20 protein-coding genes are annotated in these 19,686 nt (G+C 60.8%); 9 read left to right on the top strand and 11 right to left on the bottom strand.

Annotation, left to right across the window (positions count from 1 at the left end; all coding sequences use genetic code 11):
* Both FHT93_RS14465 and FHT93_RS14460 read right to left on the bottom strand, forming a co-directional pair.
* Entirely contained in the window at positions 1 to 1,206 is a 1,206-nt protein-coding gene (locus FHT93_RS14465; protein WP_183848084.1) for an FAD-binding protein, read from the bottom strand.
* Positions 1,203 to 2,642 (bottom strand): FAD-linked oxidase C-terminal domain-containing protein, encoded by a 1,440-nt coding sequence (locus FHT93_RS14460; RefSeq protein WP_183848082.1) that lies wholly within the window; start codon positions 2,640 to 2,642, stop codon positions 1,203 to 1,205. Before FHT93_RS14460 ends, FHT93_RS14465 begins: the two co-directional genes overlap by 4 nt.
* Positions 2,643 to 2,778: 136 nt before the next feature.
* Here FHT93_RS14460 and FHT93_RS14455 point away from each other — a divergent pair, with 136 nt between their 5' ends.
* Positions 2,779 to 3,675: a LysR family transcriptional regulator gene (locus FHT93_RS14455; protein WP_112541446.1), complete on the top strand. Its 897-nt coding sequence runs from the start codon at positions 2,779 to 2,781 to the stop codon at positions 3,673 to 3,675.
* A gap of 8 nt (positions 3,676 to 3,683) precedes the next feature.
* Here FHT93_RS14455 and FHT93_RS14450 read toward each other — a convergent pair whose 3' ends face one another.
* A complete protein-coding gene (locus FHT93_RS14450; RefSeq protein ID WP_183848080.1) occupies positions 3,684 to 4,535 on the bottom strand; it encodes a LysR family transcriptional regulator in 852 nt (283 codons plus the stop codon).
* A gap of 103 nt (positions 4,536 to 4,638) precedes the next feature.
* Here FHT93_RS14450 and FHT93_RS14445 point away from each other — a divergent pair, with 103 nt between their 5' ends.
* On the top strand, positions 4,639 to 5,625 hold the full coding sequence (locus tag FHT93_RS14445) for a zinc-dependent alcohol dehydrogenase family protein (protein WP_183848078.1): 987 nt from the start codon (positions 4,639 to 4,641) through the stop codon (positions 5,623 to 5,625).
* A gap of 52 nt (positions 5,626 to 5,677) precedes the next feature.
* Here the strand turns inward: FHT93_RS14445 and FHT93_RS14440 are convergent, their stop codons facing one another.
* Positions 5,678 to 6,835, bottom strand: a complete 1,158-nt coding sequence (locus FHT93_RS14440; RefSeq protein ID WP_183848076.1) for an adenosylhomocysteinase — start codon at positions 6,833 to 6,835, stop codon at positions 5,678 to 5,680.
* Between the two features lie 90 nt (positions 6,836 to 6,925).
* The gene (locus FHT93_RS14435) at positions 6,926 to 7,804 is read right to left on the bottom strand and encodes a LysR substrate-binding domain-containing protein (RefSeq protein ID WP_183848074.1); all 879 of its coding nucleotides are present in this window, start codon (positions 7,802 to 7,804) and stop codon (positions 6,926 to 6,928) included.
* A 267-nt stretch (positions 7,805 to 8,071) separates the two neighbouring features.
* On the opposite strand from FHT93_RS14435, the gene FHT93_RS14430 reads away from it, so the two are divergent.
* The 5 genes from FHT93_RS14430 (at position 8,072) to FHT93_RS14410 (ending at position 13,395) form a co-directional block, all read left to right on the top strand.
* Positions 8,072 to 8,584, top strand: a complete 513-nt coding sequence (locus FHT93_RS14430) for an NUDIX hydrolase (RefSeq protein WP_112541965.1) — start codon at positions 8,072 to 8,074, stop codon at positions 8,582 to 8,584.
* 62 nt (positions 8,585 to 8,646) lie between these two features.
* The gene (locus tag FHT93_RS14425) at positions 8,647 to 10,143 is read left to right on the top strand and encodes an inorganic phosphate transporter (protein WP_183848073.1); all 1,497 of its coding nucleotides are present in this window, start codon (positions 8,647 to 8,649) and stop codon (positions 10,141 to 10,143) included.
* A gap of 14 nt (positions 10,144 to 10,157) precedes the next feature.
* Positions 10,158 to 10,895 carry a 16S rRNA (uracil(1498)-N(3))-methyltransferase gene (locus FHT93_RS14420; protein WP_183848071.1) on the top strand — a complete coding sequence of 246 codons (738 nt, stop codon included), beginning with the start codon at positions 10,158 to 10,160 and terminating at the stop codon, positions 10,893 to 10,895.
* Between the two features lie 140 nt (positions 10,896 to 11,035).
* Complete coding sequence (locus FHT93_RS14415) at positions 11,036 to 12,409, top strand: glutamate--cysteine ligase (RefSeq protein WP_183848069.1); 1,374 nt, start codon at positions 11,036 to 11,038, stop codon at positions 12,407 to 12,409.
* A 95-nt stretch (positions 12,410 to 12,504) separates the two neighbouring features.
* On the top strand, positions 12,505 to 13,395 hold the full coding sequence (locus FHT93_RS14410; protein WP_113211422.1) for a DUF937 domain-containing protein: 891 nt from the start codon (positions 12,505 to 12,507) through the stop codon (positions 13,393 to 13,395).
* An 86-nt stretch (positions 13,396 to 13,481) separates the two neighbouring features.
* Here the strand turns inward: FHT93_RS14410 and FHT93_RS14405 are convergent, their stop codons facing one another.
* Positions 13,482 to 13,781, bottom strand: a complete 300-nt coding sequence (locus FHT93_RS14405) for a DUF1127 domain-containing protein (RefSeq protein WP_112969800.1) — start codon at positions 13,779 to 13,781, stop codon at positions 13,482 to 13,484.
* A gap of 206 nt (positions 13,782 to 13,987) precedes the next feature.
* On the opposite strand from FHT93_RS14405, the gene FHT93_RS14400 reads away from it, so the two are divergent.
* Positions 13,988 to 14,947, top strand: a complete 960-nt coding sequence (locus FHT93_RS14400; protein WP_112541456.1) for a LysR substrate-binding domain-containing protein — start codon at positions 13,988 to 13,990, stop codon at positions 14,945 to 14,947.
* 5 nt (positions 14,948 to 14,952) lie between these two features.
* Here FHT93_RS14400 and FHT93_RS14395 read toward each other — a convergent pair whose 3' ends face one another.
* The 4 genes from FHT93_RS14395 to FHT93_RS14380 form a co-directional block, all read right to left on the bottom strand.
* A complete protein-coding gene (locus FHT93_RS14395; RefSeq protein ID WP_183848067.1) occupies positions 14,953 to 15,594 on the bottom strand; it encodes a TetR/AcrR family transcriptional regulator in 642 nt (213 codons plus the stop codon).
* A 258-nt stretch (positions 15,595 to 15,852) separates the two neighbouring features.
* Complete coding sequence (locus FHT93_RS14390; RefSeq protein WP_183848065.1) at positions 15,853 to 16,728, bottom strand: dienelactone hydrolase family protein; 876 nt, start codon at positions 16,726 to 16,728, stop codon at positions 15,853 to 15,855.
* A gap of 116 nt (positions 16,729 to 16,844) precedes the next feature.
* Positions 16,845 to 17,261 carry an MAPEG family protein gene (locus tag FHT93_RS14385; RefSeq protein ID WP_112969802.1) on the bottom strand — a complete coding sequence of 139 codons (417 nt, stop codon included), beginning with the start codon at positions 17,259 to 17,261 and terminating at the stop codon, positions 16,845 to 16,847.
* A 100-nt stretch (positions 17,262 to 17,361) separates the two neighbouring features.
* On the bottom strand, positions 17,362 to 18,117 hold the full coding sequence (locus FHT93_RS14380) for an SDR family oxidoreductase (RefSeq protein WP_113147044.1): 756 nt from the start codon (positions 18,115 to 18,117) through the stop codon (positions 17,362 to 17,364).
* Positions 18,118 to 18,217: 100 nt separating this feature from the next.
* On the opposite strand from FHT93_RS14380, the gene FHT93_RS14375 reads away from it, so the two are divergent.
* The gene (locus tag FHT93_RS14375) at positions 18,218 to 19,132 is read left to right on the top strand and encodes a LysR family transcriptional regulator (protein WP_183848063.1); all 915 of its coding nucleotides are present in this window, start codon (positions 18,218 to 18,220) and stop codon (positions 19,130 to 19,132) included.
* 3 nt (positions 19,133 to 19,135) lie between these two features.
* Here FHT93_RS14375 and FHT93_RS14370 read toward each other — a convergent pair whose 3' ends face one another.
* A complete protein-coding gene (locus tag FHT93_RS14370; protein WP_113116570.1) occupies positions 19,136 to 19,684 on the bottom strand; it encodes a hypothetical protein in 549 nt (182 codons plus the stop codon).
* Positions 19,685 to 19,686: the final 2 nt, after the last annotated feature.

Raw genomic sequence — 19,686 nt, 5'->3', positions numbered from 1 at the left:
TCAGTGTCTCGCCATCTTGCCCGGATTAAGAATCCCCGCCGGGTCGAAGCTTTCTTTCACCCGACGCGACAGCAAGGCCACGGCCTCTTCCTCGGGATGGAAGGCCGATATCGCGGCTCTCGCACCTGCCGGGGCGCGGATCAGCGTCGTGTGGCCACCGCCGAGCGCCTTGACGAAACGGCGGAGGAGATCGGCCTCGGGATCGGCCTCCATGCGCATCCAGACGAGCCCGCCCTGCCAGTCGTAGAACGCGTCGACCCCAGCTTCGAGCCTTAACGCCGCGACCAGCTGGTGGCCGATATCAGGCGCGACCGACACGCGCCAGACAGGTCGCTGCGTTTGATCGGCATAGGGGGCGACATCACGGATTTCCTGCCAGAGCTGACGGCTCGCCGTCTGGCCGAGCCTTGCGGCGTGGCCGAAGGGTACCATGGCCAACCGGAGCTTGTCCGACCGCGCGTCTACAGAACCAGGCAGGCCCTCGATGCGCAGCACTGTTGCCTCTCCCTCCGGCAACTCGCCGCCGAGGAATTTCCAGGTGACGGTCAAGGGTAGATGAGCAGCGCCGGAGACTTCCACCGGCAGGGCCATGGCTGCCGCCATCGCATTTGCGGCTTCGGCATCATTGAGGCCGGAGATGACGACGGTTTCCTCGGTCTTGGCGCGTGGCGGCACGCGGAAGGTCACTTCAGTGAGGAAACCGAGCGTGCCGTGCGAGCCGGAAAGCAACTTCACCAGGTCGAGGCCGGTGACATTCTTCATTACGCGGCCGCCGGCTTTGACGATCTCGCCCTTGCCATTGACGAAACGGATGCCGAGCAGGCTGTCGCGCGCCGCACCTGCCACGAACCGGCGCGGACCTGAGACATTGGCGGCAAAGACGCCGCCGATCGTCGGTTCGCCCGACGTGCCCATCAGGGCGCGGTGGTCCATGGGCTCGAAGGCCATCATCTGGCCGTTTTCGGCAAGGGCCGCCTCGACCTCGGCGATAGGCGTGCCCGCCCTTGCTGTCATCACCATCTCGCCGGGATTATAGGCGACGATGCCGGAGAGGGCGATCGAGCGCAGGCGGGCCTCCGCCTCCACTGCATTGCCAAAACCGGAGCGCGTATCGCCGCCGCAGATGGCAAGCGCCCTACCCTCTTGCGCATGCGCGCGGATGATGGCCGCGACTTCCTCTTCGCTTGCCGGCACCAGATCGATCATGCGGCCGAACGCCCCTCGAGCGGGAAGACTTTTGACGGGTTCAGCAGCCATTGCGGATCGAAGGCTGATCGCGCAGCCATCTGCTGGGCGAGATCGACGTCGGAATATTGATGGCGCATCAGGTCGCGTTTTTCGATGCCGACGCCATGTTCGCCGGTCAGGCAACCACCGGCATCGACGCAGAGCTTGAGGATATCGTTGCCGGCCGCTTCGGCCCTGGCGGCATCCTCGGGATCATTGGCATTGAAGAGGATCAGCGGGTGCATATTGCCATCGCCGGCATGGAAGACATTGGCAACGCGCAGGCCATAAGAGGCAACGATTTCCGAGGTGCGCTGCAGCACGAAAGACAGCTGGCTCAGGGGCACGGTGCCATCCATGCAGATGTAATCGGCAATGCGACCGGTGGCGCCGAAGGCCGACTTGCGTCCCTTCCAGATCAACGCCGCTTCGGTGGCCGACTGGCATTCGCGCACGGTTCTGACACCGTGTTTGCGAGCGATCTCCACGATGCTTTTCAGCATATCGTCCATTTCCGCTTCCGATCCCTCGACCTCAACGATCAAGAGCGCGCCGACATCGAGCGGATAGCCGGCATGGGCGAAGGCTTCGCAGATCTCGATCGCCGGCTTGTCCATGAATTCGATGGCGACGGGGATGATGCCAGCGGCGATGACATCGGCGACACAGCGGCCGGCCTCTTCCGAGCTTTCGAAACCGAACAGCACAGGACGGGCGCCCTCCGGCTTGGCGATCAGGCGCACCGTCGCTTCCGTGACGATGCCGAGCTGGCCCTCATGGCCACAGACCAGGCCGAGCAAATCGTAGCCTGCGGCATCGAGCGCCTTGCCGCCGAGTTCGATGACCGTGCCATCGGTCAGCACCATCTTGACGCCGAGCAGGTTGTTGGTCGTGACACCATATTTCAGACAGTGCGCACCACCGGAATTCATGCCGATATTGCCGCCAATCGTGCAGGCAAGCTGCGAGCTCGGATCAGGCGCATAGAAGAAACCGTCCGCCGAGACTGCTTCGGAGATATTGAGATTGGTCACACCGGCCTGAACGACAGCGCAGCGGTTGGCAAAACCGACTTCGAGGATGCGGTTCATCTTCGACAGGCCGAGCACGACGGCATCTTCCTGCGGGATGGCGCCGCCCGAGAGTGAGGTGCCGGCGCCGCGCGGGACGACCGGGATGCCATAGCGATGACAGTATTTCATCACGGCCGCCACTTCCGCGGTCGAACGCGGCAAGGCAACGGCGAGCGGCAGGCGGCGATAGGAGACGAATGCATCCGTCTCGAAAGGCACGAGTTCGCGCGCTTCGTGGATCAGGCATTCCCGCGGCAGGAGATCGACGAGATCGGCAACGATTTCCTTGCGGCGCGCCAGAACGTCAGGACGCGGAGCGAGGAACGAAATCGCGTCGGACATGGCGTTCTCCCTCGGCCAACATGACGGAAACCGGTGACAAATCCTCCCTGCAACCGGTTCTTTCGGCTTAGCACTTTCCCGATACCGGCGCAAATGTTAAGCACTTATGCCAAAAGGGAAAAAGTTATAAAAGCTTATGACCAATCTGGGTGATCTCGAAATCTTTGCCAAGGTCGTTTCAACCGGCAGCATGTCGCTCGCCGGCCGCGCGCTCGGCTTTTCCCCTGCTGTCGTTTCCAAGCGCATCAAGCGGCTGGAAGACCGGCTGGGCACGCGGCTTTTGCAACGCACGACGCGACAGATTTCGCTGACTGAAGCCGGCCAGGGTTTCTACGACCGCGTCCTCGGCATTCTGGCGGGGCTGGAGGAAGCAGAATTCTATATTTCCGGCCGCTCGGCGCAGATGCACGGCACGCTGAAAATTTCCGCCCCCACTTCCTTCGGCCGCATGCATATCGCGCCGTATCTGAAAGCCTTCATGGAGGCGCATCCGGAGCTGGCGATCAATCTGGTGCTGACCGATGAATTCAGCGACATCGTCGGCGGCGGCTTCGATCTCGCCATCCGGATCGCGGAACTCACCGATTCCAGTCTCGTGGCGCGGCGGCTGGCCCCTGTGCGCCGCGTGCTCTGCGCCTCGCCCGACTATATCGCCGCTCATGGCATGCCCAAACATATCGAAGAGCTGAAGCAGCACCGCTGTCTGCCCGCCCATAACAATGACGTCTGGCGGCTGGATGGGCCGGACGGTGCCTTCAGCCTGCGGCCCGAGGGTATGCTGATCACCAATTCCAGCGAAGTGATCCGCGAAACTGTCATTGCCGGGCTCGGCATTGCGCTGCGCTCCACATGGGATATCGGCGAGGAGCTGAAAAACGGCAAGCTCATACAGGTGCTGCCGGCCTACGAGGGCTCACACAATGTGACCCTCTCCGCAGTCTATCCGAGCCGCCAGTTTTTGCCGGCCAAGGTTCGGTTGTTCATCGATTTTCTGGCCGAGCTTTACGGTCCTGTCCCCTATTGGGAGCGCTGAGCGGGCGATTATTGCGCCAGCCTCTCGATGACGAGATCGAGAAGCGCCCTCAGCCGCGCCAGCCGCTTCATATCGCGGTGATAACCAACCCAGGTATCGCGACCTGGCGGCGGCTCGCCGAGATCGACAGGTTCGATGGCCGAAATGGCATCGCCAAGCGGGCGCGGCAGGACGGCAAGGCCGGCGCCTCTGGCACAGAGTGTCGCCTGCACATCGCGGTTATTGCTGCGCATGGCGATATCCGCCTTTGGCAACTGCCGCTGCAACCAGCCGACATCGGGCATGCCGCCGAAGGCCTCGTCCATTGTGACGAGCCGGGCGCCTTTACCATCGCCCGCCTCAGGATGCGGCAGACCGCGGCGGATATAGAGACCATAATCGATATGCAGCAGCTTGCGGGATATGACCTCGGCCTCGGTGAAAGGCGCAATCCGGAAGACGATATCGGCTTCCCGACGTGAGAGGCTGAGAAGCCGGCTGTCAGTCAGCAGTTCGATGACGACCTTGGGATAGGCAGCAGAGAACTCGGCAAGCACCGGTGAAAGAACATGGGCGCCGAACCAGTCCGACGAGGAAAGCCGCAGCAAGCCATCGAGCTGCCTGCTCTGGCCGGAGAGCTCGCGCTCCAGCCCGAGCGCTTCCTCTTCCATGCGCTCGGCATGGGCGAAGACAGTGGTGCCTTCATCGGTCAGGACAAAACCGTTGGCTGTGCGCTGAAAGAGCGTCTGGCCAAGCGAGGTCTCAAGCACCCGTAGACGCCGACCCATGGTCGGCTGCGTCAGCCCGAGGCTGCGCGCCGCGGCACCGAGTGTTCCGAGGCGTGCGATTGCGAGGAAGAGTTTGAGATCGCTCCATTCCAACAGCCTAGCCTCAAACAAAATTGCATGATCTTCATTCTGTATCTTTCATTTTCATTCATAATTCAATGAGGCATTCTGCGTCCAACAAACCAAGGAGAGTTCCATGAGCACGATGAAAGCCGCGCTTATCGAGGCGCAGAATTCAGAATTCAAGATTGCCGATATCGCAAGGCCATCGCCCCAGGCCGGCCAGATCCTCGTCCGCATCAAGGCGGCCGCACTCAATCCGCTGGATCTGAAGATCCGGGCCGGCGAGGCCGCGCATGCCCGTCACCCCCTGCCCGCCATCCTCGGCATCGATATGGCAGGTATCGTGGAAACGGTTGGCCCAGGCGTCGAAGGCTTTCGCCCTGGTGACGAAGTCTATGGCATGACCGGTGGTGTCGGCGGCCTGCAGGGATCGCTTGCCGAATTTGCGGCCGTCGATGCCGATCTCGTGGCCCTCAAGCCGCGCAATCTCTCCATGCGTGAGGCAGCGGCCTTGCCACTGATTGCAATTACCGCCTGGGAAGGCCTGGCGGAACGTACCCAGGTGAAAGCCGGACAAAAGGTGCTGGTCATCGGCGGTGGTGGCGGCGTCGGCCATATCGCCGTGCAGATGGCGGCTGCTGCCGGTGCCCAAGTCTTTGCCGTCGATGGCGGTTCGAAGGCCGAATATATCCGCAGCATCGGGGCAACGCCGATCGACCATGCCAAGGAGACTACGGAAGATTATGTTGCCCGGTACACCGACGGAAAAGGCTTCGACATCGTCTATGACACGATCGGTGGCAAGGGGCTCGACGCCGCCTTCCAGGCTGTCGCCAAGTTCGGCCATGTCGTCACCAGCCTGGGCTGGGGCACGCATTCGCTGGCACCATTGTCGTTCAAGGGCGCGACCTATTCCGGCGTGTTCACGCTGGCACCGCTGCTGACGGGTGAAGATCGCGCCCATCATGGCGAGATCCTGAAGCAAGTCGCATCACGCGTGGAAGCTGGCTCGCTGATGCCGAATCTCGACCGGCGGCAATTTGCGCTTGGAGACGTGGACGAAGCCTACCGGCTGCTCGAAAGCCGGCAGGCTGAAGGCAAGGTGGTCGTCGACATCTGACGACCACCGCAATTCCGGACGCAAAATCGCGATGCGCTTTTGCTGGATTGCTCTAGCGCGCGAGATCGAGATAGGCGCTCGCAACCATCGCATCGATATCCGCCGGAACCGACACGATGCAGGATTCGGCGCCGACGCCACGCTTTGCGACCCGCTCCAGGCAGCGGGCCTGCAGGGTGAAGCCGAGGTCCATGGATTCCACGGAATTGCCAAGCGGACGCGGGCCGGCCAGGTTGGCCATATGTCCGCCGCCGAGAACGTGGAATGACCTGCCGTTCTTGAGATGGAAGGTCTCGATAAAATCGGCATCGTAGCGATCGATATCAACGACATCGGGATGGCTGCGGAAGGCGGCCACATCGATCTCATGCGGGAAATGTCCGCCATTCATGAGGATTGCACCGTCCTTGATCAGCGCCAGATCGGCTGCTGTGACGATACCGGGGAAACCGGTAACGGTGGCGATCACGTCGGCCGAGCGGATCGCCTGTTCGCGGAGCGGCGTGATGAAACCGTCGAGATGCGCCTCGAGGCTGGTGACGGGATCGATATCGACGACGCTAACCGTCGAGAAGGCATTGCGGAAGGCAGTTGCCGTGCCCTTGCCGCAGGCGCCGTAACCGAAGACGGTCACGCGTTTGCCATTGGTGGAACGGTTGGTAAAGCGCATGTAGCTTTCGAACAGGCTCTGGCCGACGGCGTGCTTATTTTCTGCGAATTGCTTGATCGGGCTATCATTGATGACGAGGATCGGCATGGCGAGCCTTTCGCGCATCGGCAGCAGGCGGGTTCGGCCGGATGTCGTTTCTTCGGTGCCGCCGAGCAGATTGGCATAGGGCTTGTCGGCGGCAATGGCGAAAAGATCGCCGCCATTGTCCAGCAGGAGATCGGGCTTCTCGGCAACGACGGCTTCAAGGCTCTGATGGTGGGCGACAGGATCGGTCGTCTGGGTTGCGAAGACTGTGATGCCTTGCGCACGCAGGAATTCCACGGTTGCCGGCTGCGTACTGTTCAGATTGCCGGTGCAGATCAGGCGCGCCCCTCCGGCCCGCAGTGTCATCAGGAGAGCGACCGTCTTCGGCTCCAGATGGATGCCGGTGCCGATCGAAAGACCGGCAAAGGGGAGCGTCCTTTCGAATTCCACAGCCGTTGCCCTCAGCAGACGGCAGCTATTGCCGATCCAGTCTATGCGTGTCGCAGATTTTTCCATCTCATGCCCTTTCGTTCCCTCTGTTCTAGCGAGGCAACGATAGGGCGGGCATGGAGATATTTCTGATGAAAGAGCAGAAAAACTGCCCTTTCAGGACGCGCCGCCTGAGCCCAGCAGCCAGCTGCGGAGTGCCGCAATGGCCGGCCGTTTCGCGTCTGATGTCCGGCAGCAGAGGCTGTAGCCTGCCGGCCGCCGGATGAAGCCGTAAGGGGCGACCAGAATGCCGCGGTCGAGATCGCCTTCGATCGAGGCCTTCGGCGCCAGCGCAATGCCGAGGCCGGCGCGGGCGGCGCCAACAGCCAGAAGAATATCTTCAAATTCCCGAAGACGGGAAAAGGCAACCGGCGGCGTGCCGCTTTCCGCAAACCATTCCGTCCAGAGTTTCGGCGCGCTGCGGCTGACGAGGATGTTGGATTGCGCCAAGGCCGCGACATCGCCTGCAAGTCTTGCGGCGATTGCAGGTGTTGCAACCGGGCCGAATTCATCCTCCATGAAGCGTGTCTCGGTGATACCGGCAGAGGATCTGATCTCGCCGCCCATGATCACGGCATCGAAATCCGGATGTTGCGACAAGGGTTCGACCACCGTCATCGGCACAATATCGATCTCGATATCGCCAAGGCTTGCCTGCATGTCGCCCACCCGCGGCATCAGCCACCAGATGGCGAAGGCCGAGGGCACGCCGAGACGGATGCGCTGGCTGCCCGCCTCCTCGAACGCATCGGCAGCGCGCCTCAAGATGGTAAAGGCGGTTCCCGCTGCCTCGGCAAAGGCACGCGCCTTTTCGGTTGGAACCAGTCTGCGGCCGTCGCGCACGAAGAGCTTGCTGCCGAGGTGATCTTCCAGCGTCGATATCTGCTGACGCACGGCGCCGCGCACCACACCCAGCTCTTCGGCCGCCTTCAGAATGCTGCCGTGGCGACAAACGGCTTCAAAGGCGCGGATCGCATTGAGGGGCGGAAGTCGCATGGTTACCACACTTCGAAAAATACCGTGGAACAAATGGGCGCGGCATTGATTGGGATGCCGGACAGGCCCATATTGTACAGCTGTGCAAGACGACGCATTCGGGACAGAAAATGGCGGAATTTCCAAACCTGCCTGGCTTCGATTTTTTCTATGTAAGATGAAATAAATCGCGTCCCGGTTCGTTTTGCACGTATGGATCGCGCAAGCTTTTCATACCATGCTAATATAATAACGACTCAGCTCGACGATCTAAAGGTGACCCGACAATTGACTCTTCTTGCCCGCCTGGCTTCCGATGTGCAACTCATGTTTCGGCGTCCGCCGCGACAGCAGTATGCTGCACTCTGCTACCGGGTCAAGAAGAAGACCGGCAATCTCGAAGTTCTGCTGATGACCAGCCGCGACACCGGTCGCTGGGTAATCCCCAAGGGCTGGCCGATGGCGCGTAAATGCGCCTATGAGGTGGCAGCCCAGGAAGCCTTCGAGGAGGCTGGCGTGCACGGCACGGTGGAGATGGAATCCCTCGGTTATTATACGTACCGCAAGGTTCTGCGCGACGGCCTGAAAGTGACCTGCAAGGTGCAGGTCTATGCTCTCGAAACGACGAATGTGGCGAAGAACTTCAAGGAAAAGGGCGAGCGCGTCGTCGAGTGGGTTTCCTGCGATGAAGCGGTGAAGCGCGTCCAGGAGCCCGAACTGCGCAATCTCTTTCTCGCCTTCAAGCAGCGCATGACCGAGCGCCTTTCCAACGGCATATCGAAACAAATTCCGGCAGAATAAGTCTTGCCATCTTGTGCGGCTAGAAAAGGCAGCGCAAAAGCAGGACTTGGCCAGGAAACAGAATGCCGCAACGCAACCCCGTCCTTACGAAACGCACGCTTGATAAGGATCTCGACAAGGTTACCCATGTCGAGGATGCGGCTAAATATGTCTCGCGACGGCTGGTGGCACCGGGGCTTGGCCTGATCTTTCTCGGCCTGGCAATGCTTTTTGCCGGTGTCTATGTGTTCGACAGGCCGGGTGCGGTGCTTGTCATTGCGGCTGCAGCACTTGCCGCCTACATGGCGATGAACATCGGCGCCAACGACGTGACCAACAATGTGGGCGCAGCGGTCGGCGCACGCGCCATCACCATGAAACAGGCGCTCATCGTCGCCGCGATCTTCGAGGTGCTGGGCGCGACGATTGCCGGCGGCGAAGTCGTCAAGACGATTTCCTCAAGTATCGTCGACACGGTGCAAGTGCCGCAAGCAATGCTCGGCTGGATCATGATGGCGGCGCTCACGGCTGCCGCACTCTGGATCAACCTCGCCACCTGGATGAATGCGCCGGTTTCGACGACGCATGCGATTGTCGGCGCGGTGATCGGAGCAGGCGTGGGAGCGGTCGGGTTAGAGCCGGTCAATTGGCGGGTGATGCTGGAAATCACCGCGAGCTGGGTGACATCGCCGCTGATTGGCGGGCTGATCGCTGCGGGGCTCCTTTATCTGGTCAAGACACTCATTGTCTATCGCGAGGACAAGATCGCCGCCGCCAGACAATGGGTGCCGGTCATGATCGCCGTGATGGCCGGCGGTTTCATGGCCTATATGGTGCTGCAGCTCGCGCCGCGGGAACGATATCCTTCACTGACGATCCTCCTGATCGGCATCGGGATCGGTCTTGTCAGTTGGCTGGCCGCTCGGCCGATCATCCAGCGGCAGGCAGAAAATCTCGAAAACCGCAACAGCTCGCTACGCACACTGTTCCACTTTCCGCTGATCGGCTCGGCCGCCCTGCTTTCCTTCGCGCATGGCGCCAACGATGTCTCCAATGCGGTCGGCCCGCTTTCGGCGATCGTTCATTCGGCCGGTATTGCCGATAACAGCACGGTCGGCCATCCGCCACTCTGGGTGATGCTGATCGGCGCCCTTGGAATCTCGGTCGGTCTCCTGCTTTTTGGGCCGCGCCTCATCCGGCTCGTCGGCGAGGAGATCACCAAGCTCAATCCGACGCGCGCCTATTGCGTGGCGCTCTCGACCGCTTTCACCGTTATCGTCGCCTCCTGGCTCGGCCTGCCCGTCAGTACGACCCATATCGCCGTCGGCTCGGTGTTCGGCGTCGGCTTTTTTCGCGAGTGGTACACGCGCCATTCGAAGCGACGTATCGAGTTCATACGCCGCAAGACCGAAAACTTCGAGATCGACGAGCCGGAACCGAATGTCCACGAAGCCCGGCGGCGCTATCTGGTCCGCCGGTCGCATTTCATGACGATCATCGGGGCGTGGGTGATCACCGTGCCGGTTTCAGCCGCGCTTGCGGCGATGATTTATTGGGCTATGTTCGCGCTCTTCATGTGAATCAGGGTCTTAAGATGCGCGCCAATTTCCGCATGCAGCGGCTTTTCATCGATGCTCCCTTGTCAAGAGATGCCGCCGTCGAGGCCAATTCCGACCAGTTCAACTATCTCGCCAACGTGCTGCGTATGGAAGAGGGCGCGGAAATCCTGCTCTTTAACGGCCGCGATGGGGAGTGGAAGGCGAGCCTCTCCTTCCCGACACGCAAGCGTATCCTGCTGACGGCGATTGAGGAGACCCGGCCGCAGCCTGCTCCTGCCGATCTTCACTATCTCTTTGCGCCGCTGAAGGTCGGCCGCATGGATTATCTGGTGCAGAAGGCAGTGGAAATGGGAGCCGGCCTGTTGCAGCCGGTCATGACCCAGCACGTACAGGGCAAGATTACCAATCTCGACAAGATCCGCGCCAATGTCATCGAAGCGGCGGAACAGTGCGGCATTCTCGGCATTCCCGATGTAGCCGAGCCCATGCGCCTTGCCGACCTGCTCGACCGCTGGCCTTCGGACCGGCGCATCATCTATTGCGACGAGGGCGATGCCGGACAGAACCCGCTGCCGCTGCTTACCAGGGTGGCGGAAAGGAAGCTCGCGCTGCTGGTCGGCCCGGAAGGCGGCTTCTCGGAAGAGGAACGGACGCGGCTGCGCAGCCTCGATTTCGTGACCGCTATTCCGCTCGGGCCGCGCATCCTGCGCGCCGACACGGCGGCAGTCGCAGCAATGGCGGTGATACAGGCTGCCATCGGTGACTGGAATTGACTGCGCATGCCGAATGCGCGGAAGTGCCGCTATTTTTTTGATGACTTGTTGAAACAATTTCACTTGCAACTTAGCTGGCTTGCGCACTAATCACCCTTCCAATTGCCCCGGCCCCGGCGCCTTCGAATACAGGTACTTTCATGGCTCGCGATACTACCGACCAGACGCCGATCTCTTCGGTTCAGGAGCTGACCGATTATCTCGCGGCCGGCAATAAGCCGAAGGAGCGTTTCCGCATCGGCACCGAGCATGAGAAGTTCGTCTTCTTCCGCAAGGACAACAGCCCGGTTCCCTATTTCGGCGAGGCCAGCATTTCGGCGCTCTTGAAGGGCCTGCAGGCCAAGAGCGGCTGGGAGCCGATCCTGGACGGCGACAATATCATCGGCCTTGGCGAGCAGAGCGGCATGGGCGCCATCTCGATCGAGCCCGGCGGCCAGTTCGAACTCTCGGGCGCTCCGCTCGAAAACATCCACCAGACCTGCAAGGAATCCAACCAGCATCTGGCACAGGTGCGCGAGATCGCCGAGCCGATGGGCATCGGCTTCCTCGGGATCGGCGGCAGCCCGACATGGACCTATGCGGAAACCCCGCATATGCCGAAGTCTCGCTACGAGATCATGACCAGCTACATGCCCGATGTCGGCACCCGCGGTCTCGACATGATGTACCGCACCTGCACGATCCAGGTGAATCTCGACTTCTCATCGGAAGACGACATGCGCCGCAAGATGCGCGTGTCGATGAAGCTGCAGTCGCTGGCAACCGCGCTCTTTGCCTCTTCTCCCTTCACCGAAGGCAAGCCGAACGGTGCTCTTTCCTGGCGCGGCGATGTCTGGCGCGACGTGGACAACCAGCGCAGCGGCCTGCTCGACTTCACCTTCCGCGACGATTTCGGTTTCAAGGATTATGCCGAGTGGGCCCTCGACGTACCCATGTATTTCGTCATGCGCGACGGCCACTATCATCGGGCGACCCACGTCACCTTCCGCCAGTTCATGAACGGCGCGCTGAAGGGCGAAATCGCCGCGTACGAGCCGACGATGGGCGACTGGACGAACCATCTTTCGACGCTGTTCCCGGATGTACGCCTGAAGCGCTTCCTCGAAATGCGCGGTGCCGATGGCGGCCCATGGCGGCGCATCTGTGCCCTGCCGGCCTTCTGGGTCGGCCTGCTCTATGATGACACCGCTCTGCAGGCGGCCGACGAACTGACCAAAGACTGGGGCTTTGCGGAAGTGAACGCGCTGCGCAATGTGGTGCCGGACGAAGGCCTCAAAGCCACCTTCCGCGGCCATGCGCTGATCGAGACGGCGCGTGAGGTCGTCAATATTTCCCGGGCCGGTCTCAAGGCGCGCAACAGGCTCAACGGCGACGGCGTCGACGAGAGCATCTTCCTGGCGCCGCTCGACGAGGTTCTCGCCAAGAAGGCGACGCTCGCCGAGGACCTGCTGGCGCTCTATCACGGCCGCTGGAATGGCTCTGTCGAGCCGGTCTTCCAGGAATATCAATACTAAGAGGCGATTGGCCCCTTCCAAAAAGGCGTTTGCGCATTCCCATTTCGAGCTATAGTGGCACGAACATGCGCTGCGAATCTGGGAGAGGGACTTTCATGCTGCCGCTTTTCGACATGATGATGCAGGCGCAGAACGGCGCGGCGATGGATGCCATCGCCAAGCAGTACAACCTCGCACAAGAACAAGCGACGAAGGCGATGGCGGCGCTGATGCCGGCATTTTCCGCCGGCCTGAAGCGCAGCACCAGCAATCCCTATGATTTCGTCGGCCTCATGCAAGCGGTGGCATCCGGCAATTATGCCAGATATTTCGAGGACATGAGCAAGGCCTTCACCCCTGAAGGCATTTCCGACGGGAATAACGTCCTTTCCCAGCTTTTTGGATCGAAGGAAGTCTCGCGCGCCATCGCCGCGCAGGCCGCTCAGATGACCGGCATCGGACAGGAGATCTACAAGCAGATGCTGCCGGTCATGGCCGGTACGTTGATGGGCGGGCTCTTCAAGCAATCGACGGGACAGATGGCCTCGCCGGTCAATCCCTTCGTCAATACCGCCATGGGCGAGACGATCCAGAAATGGCTTGAAAGCACCGGTTTTGCGCCGAAGCCGAAGGTCGCACCCGAACCCAGCATTTTCGATAATCCGTTCACCCAGGCCATGCAGCTGATGTTCAGCGTGCCGAAGCCGGAGCCTCAGCCGCAACCCGCCAATCCCTTCCTCGACAATCCCTTCACCAAGGCATTCCAGGAGATGATGGCAGGGCTCCAGCAGCCGGCAGCCAAGGCTCCGGAACCGCCGAAGGACGCGCCGAAAGCCGAAAATGACAGCTATACCGAGATGCTGAACGCCATGTTCGACAGCGGTCTCGAAGTGCAGAGAAGCTATCAGAAGAGCCTCGAGGCGATCTTCGAGGCTTATCGGCCCAAACCTGGCCCCTCTCCCGAAGATCCCGCTTCCACAGGCCCGTCAACACCGGGCAAGAAATAAAAAAACCCGGAGATGGCTTGGGAAAGCCGATCACCGGGTTAAGCAGCAGGGCTATTGGCTATCACCCTGCGGGGAAACGCGTGCGTTCAGTCCCTGTAGGGGCGCATGACCGCAATATGCCAGCGGCGCTTGGCCGCCTGCGTCAGGTGCTCCGACGGATCTTCAAAGAAGGTCGAGGCGAGGAAAGCGGAGGTGACATCGGCCCGCGTCAGGCCGATATCCCGCAACTGATTGTCATCGAGCTCATGCAGCCCGTTCACCTGCGAGCGATTGCGCACAATGCGAAGGGCGTTTGCCAGCGGTGCAAGGCCAGCCACAAGACGTTGCATGAACGTCGGGGCGAGCTTGCCGCAGTCGAGTTCTAGTGTCTGTTCATGAGTGCGCATCGAACTCTCCTTTCTTCGGGGCGCAGAACAGCCCACCCCGCCTGCGAGGTCGTGCAGGAAGGGTCAAGCTGGTCACAGGCGGACAGGCAGGGTGTCTGTCCTTCACTTTGCTTGATTTGCATCCCGAAGATGCCAAAGAGCTATTGATCAGTCCAACGAATGTTTCTAATGATTAACATCAGAGATCTTTATGGGTGGATGGGATCATGGCGGCGCCTCTTGATATCGACCAGTTGCAGACCTTCATCGCAATCGTAGACTCCGGCAGTTTCACCAAGGCTGCCGACAAGGTCTACAAGACCCAGTCTGCCGTCTCCATGCAGATGCGCCGTCTGGAAGAGCGCATCGGAAAGCAGCTCTTCATCAAGGACGGGCGCGGCAACCGCCTGACGGTCGAGGGCGAAAAGCTGCTCAACTACGCGCGCCGCATCATCCGCCTGAACAATGAGGCTATCGCCGCCTTCGACGACAACCGGCTGGAAGGCACGCTGCGCATCGGCACGCCTGACGATTATGCCGATCGCTACATGCCCGAGATCATCGGCCGTTTCGCCAAGACGCATCCGAATGTGGAACTCTACATTGTCTGCGAGCCTTCGGTCGATCTTGCCGAGCGCATGCACAAGGGCGAGCTCGATATCGCGCTTGTCACCCACAATCCGCGCGAGCGCATTTCGGATGTGGTTCGAACAGAGCCGCTTTGCTGGGTGAGTTCCGCCAACCATCCGATCCGCGACGATGCGCCGGTGCCACTCGCCGTCGGCCGGCGCGATTGTCAGTGGCGCCAGCTCGCCTGTTCAGCACTCGATGCCGTTGGCCGCGAATATCAGGTCCTGTTCACGAGCTGGTCCTGCACCGTGGTCGCCTCGGCCGTGCTCGCCGGCATGGCGGTTTCAGTCATGCCGGAATCCGCACTTCGGACGGGTATGAAAGTCCTGAGCCAGGCAGACGGCTTCCCTGCCCTGCCCCCGGTGCAGATCGGCATCATGAAGCGGCCCGGCGTTTCGCTGTCGCTGATGAATGCGATCACGGCGCATATCACCGCCTGCCTCGACAACATCACGCCGACCGTCATCGAAGACGGGCTGGAGCAGGATGTGAAGACAGGTTATGCCCGTCACTATCCGCGGCTGAAGGCTGCGGCGAGCATGATGCCGAGCTGGTAAAAGGTTCAGGCCGCCGACGCGGATGTCGGAGCAAAGAGGGAAGCGCGGATGACGCGCTTCCATTCCTCGAGAATACGCTCGCCAAGGCCATCTTCGCTCAAGACCGCAAGGCGAATTGCCGCGCCGATCAGATGGCTGAAAAGGTAAGTGCGCGCTTTCATCTGCTCATCGCAGAATTCCGGCGCCTGACGGCGCACAGCTTCCTGGAAGATCTCCGCAACCCGGCCGCTATGCTCGATGTTCAGGCGCAGCAGGTCCTGATCTGTCTCCGTACCCATCCAGACGCCGAGATAGGCAGCATCATTGCGGTATTCGGTGTAATACCAATCGATCATCGCAGAGATCAGGTCGAGCGCTTCATCCAGGGAACGAACATCCGCGAACATCTCAGCCGTCTTCTGCTGGATTGCCTGCGCATGACGGTCGAACAGCGCTTTGACGATCGCCGCTTTCTCGGGGAAATACTGATAGACCGAGCCGATCGGAACGTTTGCGGCGACGGCAAGTTCAGTCATCCGCATGGCGCTGACGCCCTTTTCGGCAATGAGAGTGGCGGCGGCGTTGAGGATAAGGTCCAGCCGCTGGATGCTGCGCTCCTGTTTCGGCTTTCTGCGAAGAGCAATACGATCCGAAATGTCCGCGCCCATGTGGTTCCCATCTGTCTCGTTATTCAGCGGCGCAAGCGATCTGTCATACCGGCGCTTCGGGCCGATATGACATGCAGGTATTCATCCGTCGTAAATGGAAATGGTCGGATTTTAGGCAATGGCAAGAGCCAATAAAAAACGGGGCATTACGCCCCGTTTTGGTCTGTGCAAAAAGAGCGCTTAACACTTCGTTAAGCAAGCGGGCTCGGCACGCCTCACCGAGCCCGTTTCTTCCTGCGACATTCTGCGGAAGTCTGCTCAGGCAAGGTTCTGCTTCAGGAACGCGACCGTGCGGCTCCAGGCGAGATCGGCCGCTGCCTTGTCATAGCGGGCAGCCGAGGTATCGTTGTTGAAGGCGTGGTTGACGCCATCATAGACGTAGATTTCGAATTTTTTACCATTCTGCTCCAGCGCCTTCTTGTAGGCATCGATGCCGGCATTGATACGATCGTCGAGGCCGGCATAGTGAAGCAGAAGCGCCGCCTTGATGTTCGTAACCGCCGAGGCCGGCGGTTGTGCTCCATAGTAGGCCACGCCCGCTTTCAGTTCGGGCGACTTGGTGGCAAGGGTGTTGACCGCGCCGCCACCCCAGCAGAAGCCGATGGCGCCGACATTGCCGTTCGTCGTATCGAGCTTGGAGAGGTAAAGGACAGTCGCCTCGCCATTTGCGGCGACGGTGGCCGCATCGAGTTTGCTGAACATATCGCGCGCCTGATCCTCATTCTCGGGCGTGCCGCCCTGCGGCGAGAGGAAATCCGGTGCGAGTGCCACGAAACCTTCGAGCGCCATGCGGCGAGCGACATCGCGGATATGCGGATTGAGGCCGCGGTTCTCATGGATGACGATGACCGCGCCGAGCTTGCCGGATGCATTCTTCGGCTGCACCAGATAGCCTTTCATGTCGCCGCCGCTGCCCGGATAGGTAATATTCTGGCCGGTCAGTCGATCGTCATTTTCGGCGACGACCTCGGCGGCTGCCTTGTTGGCGGCAAGCAGCGGCGCGATTGCGGCTGCCGCGGTTGCAGAGCCTGCAAGCTTCGTAAGCTTGTCCATGAAGCTGCGGCGATCCAGCGTCAGATGCGTATATTCATCATAGGCGTTGATCATTGCCTGCGTAATGACGGGCTTTTCCATGACAGACCTCCTCTGTTCCCACCCCATGCCCAATCGGCAAGGGGGAACATAGGTCAGCGGCCGATAACGCAGGAACAAAACTGTGTTACCGGCCTACCTGGAGAAAATCGCGGGGATCAGGAGAATAGCATCCAGCCGGCAAGCCAGGCCCACATGCCAGCCAACACGACGAAGCCGGCGGCAAAGAGCGGGCTGCGATAGCGCAGGTCGTTGCTGGTGACGTGCACATAGGCATGCGCATAGCGCAGGGCGACGAAAAGCCAGGCAAGCACGACCGCCACCAGATTATCCGCCTCGGTGATATAAAGAAGAATGCTGCAGGCATAGAAGAGTACCGGCAGCTCGAACTGGTTGGCGAGGCTGTTCTTGACGCAGAGACTTTCGACGGGTTCGTCGCGGTTTTCGCGATAATCGGATTTCTTCATCCGGCCCTCCTGGACCACCTTGCGGCGGCGCAGGCCAAGCAGCCCGTAGAGAATAAAGACCAGCAGAACATGGGCAAGCAGAGGCCAGAACATCTCGAAGCCGGTCATCAATCATTCCTTCGTTTACGCGACTGCGCGACCAGTAGCGGAAAGGCCGGATGGATGCCAGAGCCAAGACGGCCCGCCATGGAGCGGGCCGTCTTCAGGGTCAGACCTGGGCAATACCGCCGTCGACAAAGATCTCGGCGCCGGTGATGAAGCTCGAGTCATCGGAGGCGAGGAAGAGCGCCGTTGCAGCGATTTCTTCCGGACGTCCGACGCGGCCAAGCGGAACCTGCGAGGCCAGGTAGTCCAGCAGGCCCTGCTGCTGCGCCTTGTCCTGGCCGGCGAGTTCGACGAGGCCGGTCGTCTCCGTTGGGCCGGGGCTCAGCGTATTGATGCGGATGCCGCGATCCTTGAGATCGAGGATCCAGTTGCGGGAGAAGTTTCGGATTGCAGCCTTCGAGGCCGCGTAGACGCTGAAGGCCGGCGTGCCGGTGGCGCCTGCCGTCGAGCCGGTCAGGATGACGGAGGAACCCTTGCCGAGCAGCGGCAGCGCCTTCTGCACGGTGAAGAGCACGCCCTTCACATTGCGGCCGAAGGTGTCGTCATACTGTTCTTCGGTAATTGCGCCGATCGGAGCGAACGAGCCGCCGCCGGCATTGACGAAGAGCACGTCGATACGGCCGGCCTCTGCCTTTACCTGATCATAGAGACGGTCGAGATCGGAAAGATTTGCGGAGTCGGCCTGAATGCCGGTGACATTGCCGCCGATTTCGGCGACGGCCGCATCCAATACTTCCTTGCGGCGGCCGGTAATGAACACGCGCGCGCCTTCGGCTGCAAAGCGCTTTGCGGTGGCAAGGCCGATGCCCGAAGTGGCACCAGTGATGACAGCGATCTTTCCATTCAGTCTGTTTGTCATTGTCGTCGTCTCCTGTTGTGTTCGACTGAGCTGAAGATGTGGACGGCGATATCGTTTCGGAATAGAAAGAAATGAAAGACATCATTGCAGGAATGAAACAATGAGTTTTCCGGATTTCGAAGGCCTGGCGATGTTTGCCAAGGTGGCCGAGGAGCGCTCCTTCGCTCGTGCCGCCAAGACGCTCGGAGTTTCGGTACCGACGGTTTCGCGGGCGGTAAGCCGGCTGGAGGAGCGGCTCGGCGCACGGCTCTTCAATCGCACTTCGCGGCAGCTGGCGCTGACTGATTTCGGGCTGCGGCTGGTGGATCGGGCCCAGCACATCTACGCGGAGGCAGAAGCCGCGGAGAATGCGGCGCGCGAGCTTTCGAGCCAGCCGCGCGGGCTGATCCGTCTTGCCGTGCCGATGGTGTTCGGGCGCCAATGGCTGGCGCCGATCCTGCCCGATTTCTTCGAGGCCTATCCCGAGGTCTCGATCGATATGCATATGAGCGATGCCGTAGTCGACCTCGTCGGCGAGGGTTTCGATGCGGCTCTGCGCATTGCCGTGCTGCCGGATTCCTCGCTGGTGGCAAAGAGGCTGACGCCTGTGGCGCCCTTCATTCTGGCAGCACCGGCCTATCTCAAGAAATACGGCTGCCCGCGGCATCCCCGAGAACTCGTGGCGCATCATTGCCTCGGTTATGCCTACCGGCCGCGGCAGGATATCTGGCGTTTCAGCAACAAGGCAGGAGAAGAGGAAATCGTAGTGCCGACCGGGCCATTACGCGCCACCAATTCGGAGGCCCTGATCCCGATGGCATTGCGTGGCCTCGGCATTGTCGAACTGCCGGAGTTCATGGCCTACGAATATCATGACGACGGGCGCCTGAAAGCGATCCTCACCGACTGGACCCTGCCGAAAGGCGCCGTCTATTTCGTCACGCCATCGGCGCGTGCCCGGCCGGCAAAGGTGGAAGTGCTTGGCGATTTCCTTGCAGCGAGGCTCTCGCACCCTGTCTGGCGCTGGCCGCGATAGGGTTTAGCTTTCGCGCGATTGGTGAAGAAGCGCACTGCGCACAAGCAGGATGGCGCAGACGGCAAGGCTCGCGAATTTCAGCTTGGTCATCCACGGCAGGATTTGGGCAGCAAAGCCCGCGGCACCGCTATTGCTGAACGCTACGAGGCTCGAGATGTTTTCCCCGTAATCGGCAAAGCCGTAAAGGAAGGGCAGAATATAGGTGATCCGGCCCAGAAGACGCGGCGCCTGCTTGCCGCGCCATGTCTTGATCGGCCCGAGCCGCAGGAAGATCAGGAATAGAAGGGCTGTCAGCAGGGCGGGAAAGAGGAGTTCCGGGCCGAAATACATGGCCCGGAGAATGCGGTTTGCCGTCTCGTTCTGATCGAGCAGCGTCTGCATGTGGAAGACGGCGGACACATCGTAGCCGGAGAAATAGGTGTCGAGCATCGCCTGGCCGGTCTCATGCTCGAAGGGCACGGTGTAGCCAAAGGTGGTCCAGCCGAGAACGACGAGGCAGAGGGCTGCGAGCAGCGCGATGATCCAAAGTGGAATTGCGCTGCCCGCTTTCATTG

The sequence above is a fragment of the Rhizobium sp. BK379 genome (assembly GCF_014193955.1).
Classification (GTDB): Bacteria; Pseudomonadota; Alphaproteobacteria; order Rhizobiales; family Rhizobiaceae; genus Rhizobium.
Note: the sequence above shows the minus strand (reverse complement) of the source record. Positions and strands in the feature narration are given on the sequence as shown.